Source organism: Pseudoalteromonas sp. 3J6 (genome assembly GCF_903995135.1).
GTDB lineage: Bacteria > Pseudomonadota > Gammaproteobacteria > Enterobacterales > Alteromonadaceae > Pseudoalteromonas.
The window spans coordinates 3089646-3105860 of record NZ_LR877185.1 but is presented as its reverse complement, the minus strand read 5'-3'; the positions used below and the strand labels follow the sequence as shown (position 1 = coordinate 3105860).

Sequence of the window (16215 nt, the reverse complement as noted above, 5' to 3'; positions counted from 1 at the left end):
CGAGCACCCCGTGCTCGTTTTTTTATTTTTAAAATTTGCAGATACTTAAACACCTCAGACCAGTTTATACTGCGCAGACAGATATTATATAACCCATTGTATTTTATGATGTAGTGTTCTTTTTCAAGATGTACTATTAAGTTTACATATAAATTCAAAGTGACGTTCACGTAAGCGTAAACTTTAATCGCGATGACGTTTTTAGCTTTTATACTTAATAATATAATTATTATTAAATTTTTTATGCTTATTTATCGCGATAAACCGTTTTATTTTTCTATTGAGTGCGGTTTATTTGGTTTATCTACTCATAGTGTGGCGAACCATCAACTGAAGTGATAAAGTCTCGTCAATTTGTAGCGTGCTTGCCCAAAAGGGCCCATTATTTTCGGAGTATTTAAAGTGGTTGTATTTAATCAAGTTGAATTTGATAACCATGAACAAGTGGTTTTTTGTTCAGACAAAGCGTCTGGTTTAAAGGCTATTATTGCGGTACATAACACAAATTTAGGCCCAGCTGTAGGTGGTTGTAGAATGTGGGATTATGCCAACGATGAGGATGCAGTTTACGACGTATTGCGCTTATCAAAAGGGATGACCTATAAAAATGCTGTGGCACGCTTGCCATTTGGTGGTGGTAAGTCAGTTATTATTGGCAATGCAAAAGAGATCAAGTCTGAACAGTTGTTTCGTGCATTTGGTCGTCAATTAGAGCGTTTAAATGGCAGTTACTACTCAGCAGAAGACGTAAACATCACGTGTGATGATGTGGCGTTAATGAACAAAGAAACAAATTACGTGCTAGGCCTTGAAGGCAAAAGTGGTAACCCATCGCCATTTACAGCTTACGGCACGTTTTTAGGTATGAAAGCAGCGCTTCATCATCAGCGCGGCATTCAAGATTTCTCAGGTATTAAAGTGGCTGTGCAAGGTTTAGGTGCGGTGGCTTATGGATTATGTAAGCACTTGGCTGAAGCTGGTGCAGAATTATTTGTTACCGATATTAACCAAGCAGCGGTAGAGCGTGTAGTCAACGATTTTGGTGCAACAGCGGTTGGTATTGATGAAATATACGACTTAGATGTTGATGTATATGCGCCTTGTGCGTTAGGTGCCACTATCAATGACACAACAATCCCTCGTTTAAAAGCAACAATTGTTGCAGGTTGTGCAAATAATCAGCTTGCAGAATCACGCCATGGTGAAATTTTACGTGAAAAAGGTATTTTATACGCACCAGATTATGTAATAAATGCGGGCGGTATTATTAACGTGTATTACGAAACAGCGCCTGAAGGTTACAGTAAAGAGGCGTCTAATAAACACGTAGAGAAAATTTTCGATACATTAGCTGAAATCTTTACCCGTAGTGAAAAAGAACAAAAATCAACGCATTTAATTGCTGATGAGCTTGCTCAAGAAATTATTGAAAACGGACTTTAAGTTTTTTATTTAGTTCAACTAAGGAGCGAATATCGCTCCTTTTTTTATGCCTATATAAGACTTTGGTATAACTACACCCAAAGCATCATTTTAATTAATGCGAATATAGGCAAAGCGAGGTAAAATTTTACTTTTGCTCTGTGTATACTTTATGTCTTCTGCCGATTTATCTCTTCGGGCTATTGATTTTGATCAGTGGCCGCGCAAACAACATTTTGAATTGTTTCAAAACTTCACTCAGCCTTATTTTAATGTTTGTGTAAAGCTCAGTGCTAAAAAGTTATATACCGCGTGTAAACAAACTAATCGTGCTTTTTTTCATGGTTATGTTTATTGCTTATTAAAAGCATGTCATGAGTATGAGCCGATGATGCTGCGTATTGTTAATCAAAAACCTTATTATTTAAACATCACGCGCGCGAGTGTGGTTGAGCTTGCCGATGATGATTCGTTTCGCTTCAGTTATTTTAAACAGCAAAATTCGTTAAATGAGTTTGCTCATAAAGCAAAAGCGATAAGTCATGAAGCAAAATTAAATCCGCTGTTTTCTGATGCCTTTACCGCAACTGAAGGGCAAGCTGATTTGATTCACGTTTCTGTTTTACCTTGGTTAAATTTTAGTAGCTTTTCGCATGCGTTCACCCAGGGTCAAAGCTGCGGTATTCCTAAATTTGTGTTTGGCCAATACAACCCCGATACAGGCGAAATGCCACTCTCTATTGATGTTCATCATGCGTTACTAGATGGACTACATGTGGCTAAGTTCATCCAACGATTGCAACATACATTTGATAGTTTGAGTGATAATACTTAATGAAAAAGTTGTAAATCTTATGTTATTATTTGTTGGTGATGTTTTCTAATTAAATTTTCACCTTGAATTTACTCAAATATAAAAACTAATAATTATAAAGGCAGTGTCTGATGAATCGCTTGGTGATTTTATGTTTCTTGTTGGTGATTTTTACTGTTAATGCTCAGCAACAGACTCGGCTGCCGTTGCGCGATTATTTTTTTGAAACGTGGAATACCCGTTCGGGCCTTCCTCACAATAGCATTAATAGCCTTGCACAAACACAAGATGGCTATTTATGGGTAGGTACTTGGGAAGGGCTTGCCCGCTTTAACGGTCAAGAATTTAAACTATTTACCCGCTCAGAAATTACCGATTTGCCTGACTCAGGCGTACGTGCGCTTACCCCCACATCCGATGGCGGCTTACTCATAGCCGGAGCGCGCGGCGGTATTAGTTTATATCAGCACCGACAATGGGACACTCAACCTAATGCCCAAGCAATGGTTAATCACGTATTTAAGAGTAAAAACGAGGATTTGTGGTTAGCACTTGAAAATGATGGTGTGTTTTATCGACCTGCCAAAAGCACTCAAGATATCCCAATAATACAAAACGTCAGTGCTTATAGAATAATTGAAGATAAGCAGGGCACTATATGGGCTGCAACCAGTGATGGGCTGTATAAAATAGTTAACTACACGGCTACATTGATGACTCCACATAATGGTTTGCCAGATGCACCTGTATATACTCTATTGATTACCCGTGAAGGACGCCTTGTTATTGGTAGTGAAAGAGGTGCGCGAGTATTAAATGGCAATGTGTTCGAGTCACCCCATCCACAGCTTAGTGCTGAGTCGATTTCTAGTTTATTAGAAGATAACCATGGTGATTTATGGTTTGGCACTATTAATAAAGGGGTATTTAGGCTTAGTGTTGATGGCATAGAACAATTAGATGCTAAAAATGGCTTACCTGCAAACCGCATATTGTCGTTATTGCAAGACAGAGAAAACAGTATTTGGGTAGGTACCAACGCGGGTGTATTTAGATTGAGAGAGGCCCCGTTTTCATCGTGGGGAAAAAAGCGAGGCTTATCTAGCGACTACGTTCGCACGGTACTTTCACATTCTGATGGCAGTTTATGGATAGGCGGGAGTACAGGCTTAGATCGGCTGCAAAACAATAAAATTACCCATATTAAAGGAACTAAGCAAGGCTCTCCTTATTCAGTATTGAGCTTACTTGAACAAAGCCAAGGTGATGTTTGGGTCGGTACTTATACTTCAGGTGTTTTAAAGGTGGTTAATAACGAGCTTGTACCTTACTTAAATCGTGATAATGGCCTTGGTAGTAATGAAGTACGCTCGTTACTTTTTGATTCAAAAAATCGTTTATGGGTAGGTTCAGCCATGGGGTTAACGCGAGTTAATACCGACGGCAGTTTAGTGCAATTTACTAATGAGAAAGAGTTGCCGAGTGGCTTTATTCTAGCTTTGAGTGAAGATAAGAGGGCAAATATTTGGATAGGAACTGGAAATGGCGTAGTAGTTTACAATACCAATACGGATAAATTTAAACCAATTCAGTTCCCTGAAGCGTTTTCGGCTAAATATGCGTTTGGCTTTTATATTGACGATAAATATACCTGGATGGCGACCGATAGAGGTTTATTGCGTTATCAACATTCAAATGGCCATATGACTATTTTAGGGAGGGAGTTAGGATTACCGGTTGATAAGCTTTTTCAAATTGTGCCCTTTAAAGATTCACTTTGGCTATCAAGTAACCGTGGCATTATTGAAGTTAATTATAAGCAGGTTAATCAGCTACTAGATTCAGCTACAAAAGGTAGTCAGACGCTAGCTTTTCAATTATACGATGAGGGCGATGGCATGCTCAGTGCGCAAGCCAATGGAGGGTCAACGCCTTCGGCTACAGCGCATTCAGATGGTACTATTTGGTTTGCCACCGCAAAAGGGGTGAGTACGGTTAAACCCGCGCGATTAAAAGAAGCCACCGAGATACCGTTACCAACTATTGTAGAAAGTTTTTCTGTAGATGGTAAACCCATGTTATTGCCTGTTGATGGTGACACACTTGTTTTGCCACCTGGAGTTACACGACTGTCGTTCCATTATGCGGGCTTAAGTTTTATCATGCCGCAGCGATTAAACTTTCAAACAAAAATGAAAGGTTTTAACGATGAATGGGTTGATCGTTTTCATATTGCAACAGCTGAATATACTAATTTACCCGCGGGGAAATATTCATTTGCAGTGCGTTCTGCCTATCCTAATACCGATTGGCAGCAAAATGACAAAGTGATTCATTTTGAAATTCAATCGCATTTTTGGCAAAAAACCAGCTTTAAGCTAGTGGTGTTTTTTATTTTTGTGGTTGTCATATATAGTGCATATCGTTATCGCTTGTATCGCTATAAGCAAGTAGAAAAAGAGCTAACTAGCCGAGTGGTGAAGCAAACCCAAGCACTTCAAGAGCAAGCAAGTGCCTTTGCTTATCAAGCTACCCATGATCAGCTCACCGACTTACCGAATCGCCGGGCATTTGATGGTTGGCTGGCCGACAACTTTACAGATTTTAAAGCGCGTAATACTCCGCTTGCGATTGCCATTATGGATATTGACCACTTTAAACGCATTAATGATGGTTGGTCTCATTTGATTGGCGATCAGGTTATATGTGAAGTCGCCAATATTCTTAAAGCGCATTGTGAAGGCGAGCAAGAAGTGGCTCGTTGGGGCGGTGAAGAATTCACATTTGTATTTCCTGACATGAATACTGTGCAAGCACAGCAATTATGTGAACAATTACGCAAAGAAATTGAAAATAATGATTTTTCGTCTATTGCCCAGGGGCTTAGTGTAACCGTGAGCTTTGGTGTTTCTGACTCAGATAATGTCGATGATTACGATCGGTTATTATCTCGTGCTGATCAAGCTTTATACAAGGCAAAAAACAATGGCCGAAATAGGGTTGAGTGCATAACTTCCTAAAAAGAGCTGCTTTAATGCGTTAAATCTTTTTTTCCGACAGCTTTTATCATATAGATAATTTCAACTTCTTTATTATTTGTGTAGGTTAAATTAATTCATTAAGTAATTATATGTAAGCATAAGTAATATTAATTAACTTTATTTTAATTTGGGTGCTATACCTTGTGTACCCATTAAGGGTTTTTTTTGCTTTTTACTTAAGGAATATAAGATGAAAAACAAGATAATTAATATTACATTCGCAAGTCTTCTAGGGGCCTCACCTGTGGTATTAGCTGAAGGCGATAAGCATGATGACTTTTTGTTTACTAAACAGTCTTTAGCATCACTCAAGCTTAACTCTTTACTGACTATTGATGATACGCAATTTGTGTTTAATGACTCATTATTAAACGAAGATTGGGATAACTTTTTTTCTTTGCATGCGTCAGCAATTGAAGATAAAAAAGAGCTCATTTTACACTGGGCAGGTTATACCAGTATTAATCCAAAAGTAATTTTAGCGCTGATAGAGCAACAAAGTGGCTTACTTTCAAACCCAAATGCTGATATTGAGAACCCTTTAGCTGGTATAACAGACAAGCGTGGTTTTGATGCGCAAGTAAAAGACGTAGTGATGAAATTAAGTCAACGCTTTTATGCATATAAGCAGTGGCAAGAGTCACAAGATAAGTTAAAAAGACGCAATCAGGCAACCCAAACTACGAGTAGCACAGCTGCAACTGCGGCTCTAGTAAGTCTGTTTGCAGATAGCGATAGACTGGCATCAAACTCTAAAAATAATCAACAGACTTTGACTGAGTTTTTAGCTACGTTTGACCGTGTATTTCCTAGTAACACTAGTCAATTGCAACGTTCATTGAATAGTGTAGATCAAAATAATGAAAAACAACTTTTAGCCGCTAGTTTTGAAATGAACTTACCGTGGCCGTCTGGCTATTGGTACAGTGGTGGCGCTCACTCAAATACAGGTTCTGGCTACCCATACTCATCACTTGATTTTAACAATGGCTCTGGTGGCTGGGGCGCTAATACTCCTTTTGTTCAAGCTGCGCATGGCGGAACGGTAACTCGCTTTTCTTCCTGCAATATTCGAGTTACACACGCCAGTGGCTATTCAACCAACTACTACCACATGTCAAACCTTCAATATAGCAGTGGTGATTATGTTCAACCTGGTGCATGGTTAGGTCGCTATGCAAATAATTATAATCAAGCATTGTGTGAGGGCGGCCAATCATCAGGTCCTCATGTTCATTTTACTTTATTGTATAATGGACAACAGGTTTCTCTGCATAATAAATATATAAGTGAGCATCGCATTGATGTTGGCTCAAGTAATTATGACACCAACTGTAATCGTTTCTATTTTGAACGATATGGCTATCGTACATGTGCATGGCAGCCTTTGTATCGCTAGAATGATATAAATAAACAGTTCACTTGTTAAAGAAAAGGCCACGCTCTAACAGATGTGTGGCTTTTTATTTAGTGTTAAATAATTGAATTCTAGTTTTATGGACCAATTAATACTGTATAGATAATTATAGGGCTATTAAATGGTAAACGGATTATTGATTTTCTTACTTTTTGCGTTTGTCGTTATTTTTTGGCGTTGGCCTGATATTCAAAATACTCTGTGGCGCCGTAAATACAGTCATTTATCATTAAGCCCACAACAGCATGCGCTGTTGCTGCGGGCTATGCCAATTTATAACAAAATGACTGATGCAGATCGAGCCAAGTTAGCATCTCATATTGTGTGGTTTTTAAATGAAAAGCGCTTTGTTGGCTGTGATGGGTTGCAACTAACTGAAGCAATGAAACTCATTATTGCCGCCGATGCTTGCCTGCTGGTACTAAATAAACCTTGGCCTTTGTATAAAAACGTGAAGGAAATTTTACTCTATCCCAGCGCCTATTATGCGCCTCAATCAAGTCGCGATAACGCAGGACTTGTTAGTTTTCATAATACCGTAAGGCAAGGTGAGTCATGGCCAGGAGGCACACTGGTGCTGAGCTGGCATGATGTGCTTGAGGGTAACCGCTTACCCAGTGACGGGCATAATTTAGTGTTTCATGAGTTTGCGCATCAACTTGATCAAGAGACCGGTAAAACCACCGGCACGCCATTACTTACATCACAGACTCACTATCAACAATGGGGCAAGGTATTTAGCCGAGCGTTTTCGCAGTTAAAAACACACGTTGCTTATAACATGCCGCATGTTATTCATAGCTACGGAGCCACAAATGAGGCAGAATTTTTTGCGGTGATCACCGAAACGTTCTTAGAAAAACCCGCAGATTTACGCCGCGATGACCCTGAAATTTACCGTTTGCTGGTAGATTTTTATCAATTTGATCCTATTGTTTGGCATTAATTTTATGCACTTCATCCTATTACGCTGGTAACTTGCTAGCGTTTTTGTTGCAATCATGTAATAGAGCAACACACAGCAACAATAATAAGTGAGATAAGCATGAAGAAAATGCTGCAAACAGCGCTTGCGTTATCAGTTTCATTGGCATTGGGTCAAGTACACGCAGAGCAAACAGATGAAAAAAAATGGCAAGTTGATTCACCAAAAGGGCAATTTGTAGATGCTTCTATTAGTGTAGAGCAAGGCACATGGATGAATGTAGATATAAGCCCTGATGGAGAAACCTTAGTATTTGACTTACTGGGCGATATTTACACTATGCCAATGAGTGGTGGTAAAGCCACTCAAATAACCTCAGATATCGCATGGCAAATGCAGCCGCGTTTTAGCCCAGATGGTAAACATATCGCATTTACCTCAGATCAGGGGGGCGGTGATAATATTTGGGTTATGGACGTTAATGGCGAGAATCAAACTGCAGTAACGGACGAAACGTTTCGTTTACTTAATAGTCCGGCATGGAGCCCTGATGGCGATTATTTAGTTGCGCGTAAGCACTTTACCGCTAGTCGTTCTTTGGGCGCGGGTGAAGTTTGGCTTTATCACAAAGCGGGTGGTAAAGGGGTACAACTGACTAAACGTGAAAACGATCAAAAAGATTTAGGTGAGCCGATGTTTTCACCTGATGGCCGTTATGTTTATTTTTCTCATGATGCCACCCCAGGTAAAACCTTTCATTACTCAAAAGATTCGGTTGCGGGTATTTATAAAATTAAGCGCTATGATCGTGAAACCGGTGAAATAGAAACGATTATTAGTGGTATGGGTGGGGCAATCAGACCAACTCCGTCACCTGATGGTAAAAAACTTGCCTATGTAAAGCGTGATGACTTTCAAACTAGCTTGTACTTATACGATTTAACCAGCGGTGAGCATACCAAGCTATATGACAAGCTAGAGCGCGATATGCAAGAAACATGGGCTATTCATGGGGTATACCCAACAATTGCGTGGACACCAGATAATGAAGAGTTAGTATTTTGGGCTGGTGGCACCATTCATAAACTCAATGTCGATGATAAATCTGTCAGCGATATTGCATTCAAAATAGACACCACGAAAAAAATTCAAAAAGCGGTGCGCTTTACTCAAAATATCGATACTGAAGAATTTGATGTAAAAATGCTGCGAAATGTACAAATTAGCCCAGATGGCGAAACGGCATTGTTTGAAGCACTGGGTCATATTTATAAACGCGATTTAGACTCAGGAAAAATCAAACGTTTAACCAAGCAAACCGATCATTATGAGTTATTTCCACAGTACTCGCGTGATGGCAAAAAAATTGTCTACACCACGTGGGACGATAATGAACAAGGCACAGTGCGCGTTGTTTCTGCACGAAGCGGTCGCGGCGATACTATTACCGATGAACCGGGTAAATATGTAGAGCCTACCTTTAGTCCAGATGGCAAAACAGTGGTATATCGTAAAGCCAGCGGCGGCAGCATTTTAAATCCTAAATGGTCATTACACCCTGGTATTTACAGTGTTAGCACTAAAGGTGGTAAGAGTGAACTAATTTCTAAAAGTGGTTACCAACCGCAGTTTGGTAGTGCCAACGATCGTGTTTATATTATGAGCCCATGGCCTAAACCAACGTTAAGTGTGGTTGAGCTTGAAAGTAAAAAAGTGCGCAAACTTTATGAATCAGAGCATGCCACTGAATTTAGGGTATCGCCTGATGGTGAGTATTTAGCATTTGCAGAGCGCTTTAAAGTGTTTGTAACACCGTTTGTTGAGCGTGGCAAAACCATTAATATTGGCCCTAAAGACAGCCAATTTCCAATTGAGCAATTATCTGTTCGTGCTGGTGAAAATATTAGCTGGAGTGCCAACAGCAATAAACTCTATTGGACACTTGGCCCTGAGCTATACCATGCCAGTTTAGAGGGAATGTTTGCTATTAATAAAGCCGATGACCAAGGCGTTAAAGTCAAAAGTGGGACTAACATTGGTTTTAGCAAAAAAATGGCTGAACCAGAAGGCATGATTGCCTTAACTGGCGCAAAAATTATTACCATGGACGGCGAAAAAGTCATTGAAAATGGCGTTATTGTTACCGATGGTAAACATATTAAAGCTATTGGCTCTGCTGCAGATATTAGCATTCCAAAAAATGCTAAGATAGTTGATGTAACAGGTAAAACAATTATGCCTGGTATGGTTGATGCGCATGCGCATGGCTCACAAGCAAGCGATGAAATTATCCCACAACAAAATTGGAAAAACTTTGCAGGCCTTGCGCTAGGTGTTACCACCATCCACGATCCATCAAACGACACCACTGAAATATTCACTGCCAGTGAAATGCAAAAAGCCGGTATGATTGTCGGCCCGCGTATTTTTTCTACTGGTACTATTTTATATGGCGCGAATATGCCTGGTTATACTTCGCATATTGATTCATTAGATGATGCTAAATTTCATTTAGAACGCTTGAAAAAAGTAGGGGCGTTTAGTGTTAAGTCTTATAACCAACCTCGCAGAGAGCAGCGTCAGCAAGTGATTGAGGCTGGTCGTGAACTTGAAATGATGGTCGTGCCAGAAGGGGGCTCATTATTACAACATAACTTGAGTATGGTGGTTGATGGGCATACAGGGATTGAGCATTCCATTCCGGTTGAACATATTTATGATGATATTAAGCAGTTGTGGTCACAAAGTGATGTAGGTTATACGCCTACATTGGTGGTTGCCTATGGCGGTATTTGGGGGGAAAACTACTGGTACGATAAAACTGATGTGTGGAATCATCCTCGATTGAGCAAGTTTGTGCCAAAAAATCAATTATTACCACGTTCAATGCGTCGTGTTAAAGCGCCCGATCATCACTATAACCACTTTAACAATGCACGTGTGGCAGCTGAACTACAAGATTTAGGTGTACTGGTTAATTTAGGTGCACATGGTCAGCGTGAAGGTTTAGGTGCGCACTGGGAAATGTGGATGTTTGCTCAAGGTGGTATGACGCCGCTTGAGGCTATTCGAGCATCAACGCTCGATCCTGCTAAATACCTAGGTTTAGATAAAAACGTAGGCTCATTAGAAGTCGGTAAACTGGCAGATTTAATGGTTATAGATGGCGACCCACTGAAAAACATCCGCGATTCAGATAAAATTGATTACACCATGATCAACGGCCGCTTGTTCGACGCAGCAACGATGAACGAAGTTGGTAAAAAACAACGTGCCCCATTATTTTTTGAATAAGGCAGGCGTTTTTTAGTTAATAAGCGGCTATTTAGCCGCTTTTTTTATATTGTGTTTACCTATTTAACCAACTGCTACTATCGCTTTTAAAATATTATCACTAGGTGGAGCTACTGATACATCATGCATCACTCTCGCTCTAGTTATAAATCCTTCTTTTAAAATGAGTAAATGGTGTGCGGCTTCAATTGCTTTTTCTCTATTATGAGCAAATTCAGGGGTTTCTAAAAGAGCTGATAGTATAATCTCAAAGTTCGTTTGCTTATGCTGTTTGCAAAGTTTGGCAATAGGGTCATTCTCTATAGGGTATTCAGCTGCAGTATTAATAAAAAAACAGCCATTAAAGTTACCTAACTCTGAAACCTCATTATTAATCCACTTTTTCAGTCCGAAAAAAATTGCTTGCGCGACTAATATAGCACTTGGTTGTAGACATATTTTTTTTAGCCAAGCGTTAAAGCACATGTCGCGTGCGACTAAACAAGCACAAATAAGCGCATCTTTGCTTTCAAAGTGCTTGTATAAGGTTTTTTTTGCAATGCCGGATACAGCTAAAATTTCATTAATACCAACAGCGTGTATACCCTTTTTATAAAAAAGGCTCAGTGCCGTACTGATTATTTGTTGTTGTTTATTCATGATATTCCAAATTTGAGCAGTAAAAACACAGCTTGACATAGGTAGACCGACTTGTCTATATTACAGGTGTAGACAAGTCGGTCTACTTTTGAGGAGGTAATATGCATAGTGAGCAAATAAAGTCGGCATTAATCGCAGGTGTTTTTTCTACTTTTGTTTTGGCTTTTTTGGCGTGGCTAAATTATATGGGTGATTACGGTATTTGGTTAATGGCGCCATTCGGCGCAACAGCTGTGCTTGTTTTTGGCGTACCACATAGCCCATTAGCTAAGCCAAAAAACGTAATAGGGGGGCATATGCTGACCGCAATGATTGGGGTTGTTTTTAGCTATTATAGTGCTGATAGTGCGATCATGATTGGGCTGGCTGTGGGTATTGCTATAACTTTGATGATGATTACTAAAACCATTCACCCTGCTGCCGGTGCAAACCCTATCTTAATTATTGAGTCTAGCCAAAGTTGGGATTTTTTAATAATGCCAGTACTTGCCGGGACAGTGTTTATTGTGGTGTGTGGTTTTGTCGCGACGTGGTTTTTGGAGCTATTGATAGAAACTAAACATAAAAAAACCGCTTGACGCGGTTTCTTTTATACTGAGCACTCAGTGAATTACACTACACCGCGCGGTAGGCGGCAGTCGTGATCTTTACGAGCAAGCTCTACTATCCAAAGCTCTTCTGCTGTGTAACCTTCTTCGTTCTCAGTGATCACGGTGAAAGGCGCTTTTTTCTGTGCTTTTACAGGAGCAGCTTTTTTAGTTTTTTTAGCGGGTGCTTTTACTGCAGCTTTTTTTGTAGACTTTCCAGAGCTTAATTCTTTAGTCAGCTCTGCTACATCAGCTAGGCGCATATTCTTGCCGCCATCAACGCTGTACCAGCCAGGTTTAGTTGTTATTTCAGGTTTTTTACCATTGGCAGCTTCATATGCAGCTTCAAAGGCAGATAACACTTCTGTTTTGTCTAGTTTGCTCATCAGAGACCCTATACGTTGTTTACACAGATAAAGAAGAGGTATTTATACCTATTTTAGAACTGTTTTTCAATTTTTTGCGATTTTCCTTTCATTTTTAGCGCATAACCGCCAAAATTTGTACAAAATTCAGTGCAAAGTAAGGTAAGTAGTATGCAACGTAGAGAATTTAATCAACTATTAAATACCCTGTTAAAGCCAGAAACCATTAACGATTTTTGTCCAAACGGACTTCAGGTAGAAGGTAAAGATGAGATACGCACCATAGTAACGGGTGTAACGGCAAGCCAAGCACTTATTGATGCCGCGATTGAAAAAAATGCCGATGCCATTTTGGTACACCATGGCTATTTTTGGAAAGGCGAGTCACAACCTATCATTAGCATGAAAAAACGTCGTGTGGCTGCACTTTTAGCTAACGACATCAATTTATTTGCTTATCATTTGCCATTAGATATTCACCCTGAAATCGGCAACAACGCTCAGCTAGCGCAATTACTCGATATTGAGATTGAAGCAGGTTTAGAGCCAGTCAATAACAGTGTCGCGATGAAAGGGCGGTTAAAAACGCCGCTAACGGGGTGCGAATTTGCTAAAAAAATAAACCAAGTGCTTAATCGCGAGCCTCTTACAAGTTTAGTGCGTAATGATAAAATTGAAACTATTGCCCTGTGCACTGGTGGCGGGCAAGGCTATATAGATTTAGCAGCTGAGCAGGGGCTAGATGCTTACTTAACCGGTGAAGCGTCAGAACAAACAATACATAGCTCTCGCGAGCAAAATATCGACTTTTTTGCTGCTGGCCACCATGCCACTGAGCGATACGGTATTAAAGCGCTGGGAGAGCTTCTCGCAGAGCAATATAGTTTTGACGTAACATTTATTGATATAGATAACCCAGTGTAAACGTTTGCTGTAAAAGCAATGTCATTAATGTAACCTACTCATCATTTATCCTGAGTAGGTTATTTAAAATCTTCAAAAAAAATTAACTACTTTATCAAGCCAAAGGAAGCTTCTATTACATTGGTACATAACAGATCTTTCGCTGCAATTATCCCGTTTAAATTAAAATGTTATTTTCTCGCCGCCAGGCAATTCAACGTAAAGGTATAAAATGGAAGGCATGTTGGATTTAATACAGCAATATGGGTTGTTGGTTTATTTGTTACTTTTTGGTTATTGTGCTTTAAAAAGTGGGTGGTTACCCTTATTTGCAGGCTATGCTGCACATACCGGTGCACTTGATGTTGGTTATGTTGCTCTGGTAGCTTTTACGGGCGGATATTTGGGGGATGAATTACGATTTGCTCTCGCAAGAACATATGGCACTACATGGCTTGAAAAGCCAAACCGACTAGGTCGGTTATTTAAAAGAGCCAGTGAGCTTGCAAATCGTTATGGTACTGCCTACATTTTTTTATATCGTTATCCAAAAGGGCTACGTACCATCGGCGCTCTCCCGATAGGGCTCACATCGATTAGTTGGCCCCGTTTTAGCCTATTAAATGCATGTTCTGCAGTAGTTTGGGCAATTGTTCTAGTTGGTGGAGGCTTTACTTTTGGCGCTACCTTTGATTCTTTAGGGGTTGAGAACCTAACAGCCCTCAGTTTATTATTTCTTTGTGTATTTTTGATCACACTCTATCGGCTTTGGAGTCAAACCGCTGAGGTTAAAACCCATCAACAATAAAAAATCAAAGAGCTTCAGGATTTATTGTACGACGTATTTTTATCCATGTATCGCCAAGTACTTCATGGGCAAATTGAGTCACTACTAGTAATGCTTTTGCGTTGGGTATGAGTTGCTTATACCAAGGGTACGCTGCAAAGTTGTGGTAGTCAGTTGCTGCGGGGATCACAGTGATGCCTTGAGCATTAAATAAATTTATTGCTCTGGGCATATGGCTTACAGAAGTAACTAAAGCGGTATTATAATCAACTAGTTTTGAGGCTAAAAATGCGGCTTCTTGCGCTGTGTCCATTGCGTTTGGATTTTGTACAATGCGACTTTTATTCATACCCAAGCTAATTGCCGTTTTATACATAAGTGCGCTGTTGGTGACTTTTTCATAACCCCCACCCGATACAATTAACTGAGCTTGAGGATATATATTAGCGAGCCTAATACCTTCCACTAAACGTGTTAATGCACAATTTCCTAGCTGGCTGTTAGCACTAAGGGCTGGGTTAGGGTTTATGTCGCAGCCAAGTACCACAATTTTATCTATGCTTGGGTGATCATTGATACTAAAAGCCAATGAAGTAGGTTGATTATGTTTAATCAATAAGTTGGCAACCCAGGGCGTACTGGCAAGTAATAAGGTTGTAAGACTTAAAAAAGACAAGGTAATAACAAGCTTTCGTTGTTTGAGTGCAAAAATAAGCAGTATTAGGCTAAGTAAACCTAGTAATGGTAACGGCATGAGTAAACCGCCCAATATTTTTTTAAGTTCAAACATAATGAGTAACACGGTTGAATATATTTACTAACATGTTACTCATAAGTTTTAGATTTATCGACCGTTATTTAATTTACAGGTGTTTAAAAAATGACGGTAAACCGGATTGTCTTTCATGTCTTTTTTCATCGCTAAGTACATCGGACGGGTTAAACCAAGCGCGCCCAGTGGAATTGACTTAATTAGCCCTTGGCTTTCATATGGAGTAACTAGCCAATCAGGTAGGGCGGCTACACCCATACCTGCACTGACTAATTGAAATATAAGTAAGCCCTGATCAACTGTTTTAAGCGTGCCATCAAAACGTGCATTTTGAATAAAATGCTTAAATATATCTTGGCGCTCACGGGGAATCGGGTAAGAAATAATAGTTTCGTTTTTTAAATCAAGCGCAGTTACGTAGGCTTTTTTAGCTAAGTCATGATCCGGTGCCACTATTAGCTTAAGTTTAAAGTCAAATAGGTGGGCGTATTCTAGTTTGTCGGGTTCACGCACATCTGAGGTAAGCACTAGGTCTAATTCATCATTTAATAAGTCTGGGATGGCGTCGTAACTAAAACCACGTTCGTAATCAATCTTTATGTCAGGCCAAAAATTATTAAACTCTTTAATAGTAGGCAATAGCCAATGAAAACAGGCATGACATTCAACACTTAGACGCAGTTGTGAGATTGGCTGATTTAAACTTTCTTTTAATCGGCATTTAGTTGCTTCTAACTTAGGTAATATTTCGTGTGCTAATTCAAGTAATAACATACCTTGAGGTGTAAATCGGACGGGTTGAGTTTTTCGTTCGAACAACTGGCAATCTAATTTATTTTCTAAATCTTTGATCTGATGTGATAAAGCTGACTGAGTTAAAAATAGCTCGCGGGCTGTATTAACTAACGATCCCGTTTCTTTAAGGGTCGCTATAGTTTTTAGGTGTTTAATGTCAATCATCTTTAATAAATCTCATGGGTATGGTGAGTATTGCTTAGATTAACTACATACTACGCTTATATAAAAATCGTTTCAACGTCTAGATGGCTATAAAAGTGAGGTTTGGTGTGTTTTTTACTGCAAACATTAAATTTATTAACTTTGCATAGTCAAATATTGTTTTGTTATTTGTTTGTTGTTGAATTTAGCTCATGTTAAATCGGGTTTAAATAGTTAAGCTGAAATTAAAATAAAGCAGTGTGAATTTGGTTATGGAGTAAGTTATGTATGTTTAGCGATTAATGTGTTG

13 protein-coding genes are annotated in these 16215 nt (G+C 39.5%); 9 read left to right on the top strand and 4 right to left on the bottom strand.

The window, feature by feature from the left end; genetic code table 11:
• Nucleotides 1-402: 402 nt before the first annotated feature.
• The 6 genes from P3J6_RS13980 to P3J6_RS13955 all read left to right on the top strand — a co-directional run bounded on the left by P3J6_RS13980 (nt 403) and on the right by P3J6_RS13955 (nt 10913).
• On the top strand, nt 403-1443 hold the full coding sequence (locus tag P3J6_RS13980) for a Leu/Phe/Val dehydrogenase (protein WP_076918514.1): 1041 nt from the start codon (nt 403-405) through the stop codon (nt 1441-1443).
• Nucleotides 1444-1594: 151 nt separating this feature from the next.
• The gene (locus P3J6_RS13975; protein WP_198523344.1) at nt 1595-2257 is read left to right on the top strand and encodes a CatA-like O-acetyltransferase; all 663 of its coding nucleotides are present in this window, start codon (nt 1595-1597) and stop codon (nt 2255-2257) included.
• A gap of 110 nt (nt 2258-2367) precedes the next feature.
• Nucleotides 2368-5256: a ligand-binding sensor domain-containing diguanylate cyclase gene (locus P3J6_RS13970; RefSeq protein ID WP_198523343.1), complete on the top strand. Its 2889-nt coding sequence runs from the start codon at nt 2368-2370 to the stop codon at nt 5254-5256.
• Nucleotides 5257-5467: 211 nt separating this feature from the next.
• The gene (locus P3J6_RS13965) at nt 5468-6676 is read left to right on the top strand and encodes a M23 family metallopeptidase (protein ID WP_198523342.1); all 1209 of its coding nucleotides are present in this window, start codon (nt 5468-5470) and stop codon (nt 6674-6676) included.
• Nucleotides 6677-6815: 139 nt separating this feature from the next.
• Entirely contained in the window at nt 6816-7640 is an 825-nt protein-coding gene (locus P3J6_RS13960) for a M90 family metallopeptidase (RefSeq protein ID WP_198523341.1), read from the top strand.
• 99 nt (nt 7641-7739) lie between these two features.
• On the top strand, nt 7740-10913 hold the full coding sequence (locus tag P3J6_RS13955) for an amidohydrolase family protein (RefSeq protein WP_198523340.1): 3174 nt from the start codon (nt 7740-7742) through the stop codon (nt 10911-10913).
• Nucleotides 10914-10976: 63 nt separating this feature from the next.
• On the opposite strand, the gene P3J6_RS13950 is transcribed toward P3J6_RS13955, so the two are convergent.
• A complete protein-coding gene (locus tag P3J6_RS13950; RefSeq protein WP_131691211.1) occupies nt 10977-11552 on the bottom strand; it encodes a TetR/AcrR family transcriptional regulator in 576 nt (191 codons plus the stop codon).
• Nucleotides 11553-11653: 101 nt separating this feature from the next.
• On the opposite strand from P3J6_RS13950, the gene P3J6_RS13945 reads away from it, so the two are divergent.
• Nucleotides 11654-12130: an HPP family protein gene (locus P3J6_RS13945; RefSeq protein WP_198523339.1), complete on the top strand. Its 477-nt coding sequence runs from the start codon at nt 11654-11656 to the stop codon at nt 12128-12130.
• 32 nt (nt 12131-12162) lie between these two features.
• Here the strand turns inward: P3J6_RS13945 and P3J6_RS13940 are convergent, their stop codons facing one another.
• A complete protein-coding gene (locus P3J6_RS13940; RefSeq protein ID WP_010388549.1) occupies nt 12163-12525 on the bottom strand; it encodes a hypothetical protein in 363 nt (120 codons plus the stop codon).
• A gap of 150 nt (nt 12526-12675) precedes the next feature.
• Here P3J6_RS13940 and P3J6_RS13935 point away from each other — a divergent pair, with 150 nt between their 5' ends.
• Together P3J6_RS13935 and P3J6_RS13930 are read left to right on the top strand one after the other, a co-directional pair.
• The gene (locus P3J6_RS13935) at nt 12676-13428 is read left to right on the top strand and encodes a Nif3-like dinuclear metal center hexameric protein (RefSeq protein WP_198523338.1); all 753 of its coding nucleotides are present in this window, start codon (nt 12676-12678) and stop codon (nt 13426-13428) included.
• A gap of 211 nt (nt 13429-13639) precedes the next feature.
• On the top strand, nt 13640-14215 hold the full coding sequence (locus tag P3J6_RS13930) for a DedA family protein (protein ID WP_198523337.1): 576 nt from the start codon (nt 13640-13642) through the stop codon (nt 14213-14215).
• Nucleotides 14216-14219: 4 nt separating this feature from the next.
• Here the strand turns inward: P3J6_RS13930 and P3J6_RS13925 are convergent, their stop codons facing one another.
• Both P3J6_RS13925 and P3J6_RS13920 read right to left on the bottom strand, forming a co-directional pair.
• Entirely contained in the window at nt 14220-14984 is a 765-nt protein-coding gene (locus tag P3J6_RS13925; protein WP_198523336.1) for a YdcF family protein, read from the bottom strand.
• Between the two features lie 54 nt (nt 14985-15038).
• On the bottom strand, nt 15039-15926 hold the full coding sequence (locus P3J6_RS13920; RefSeq protein ID WP_010388553.1) for a LysR family transcriptional regulator: 888 nt from the start codon (nt 15924-15926) through the stop codon (nt 15039-15041).
• Nucleotides 15927-16215 lie beyond the last annotated feature (289 nt).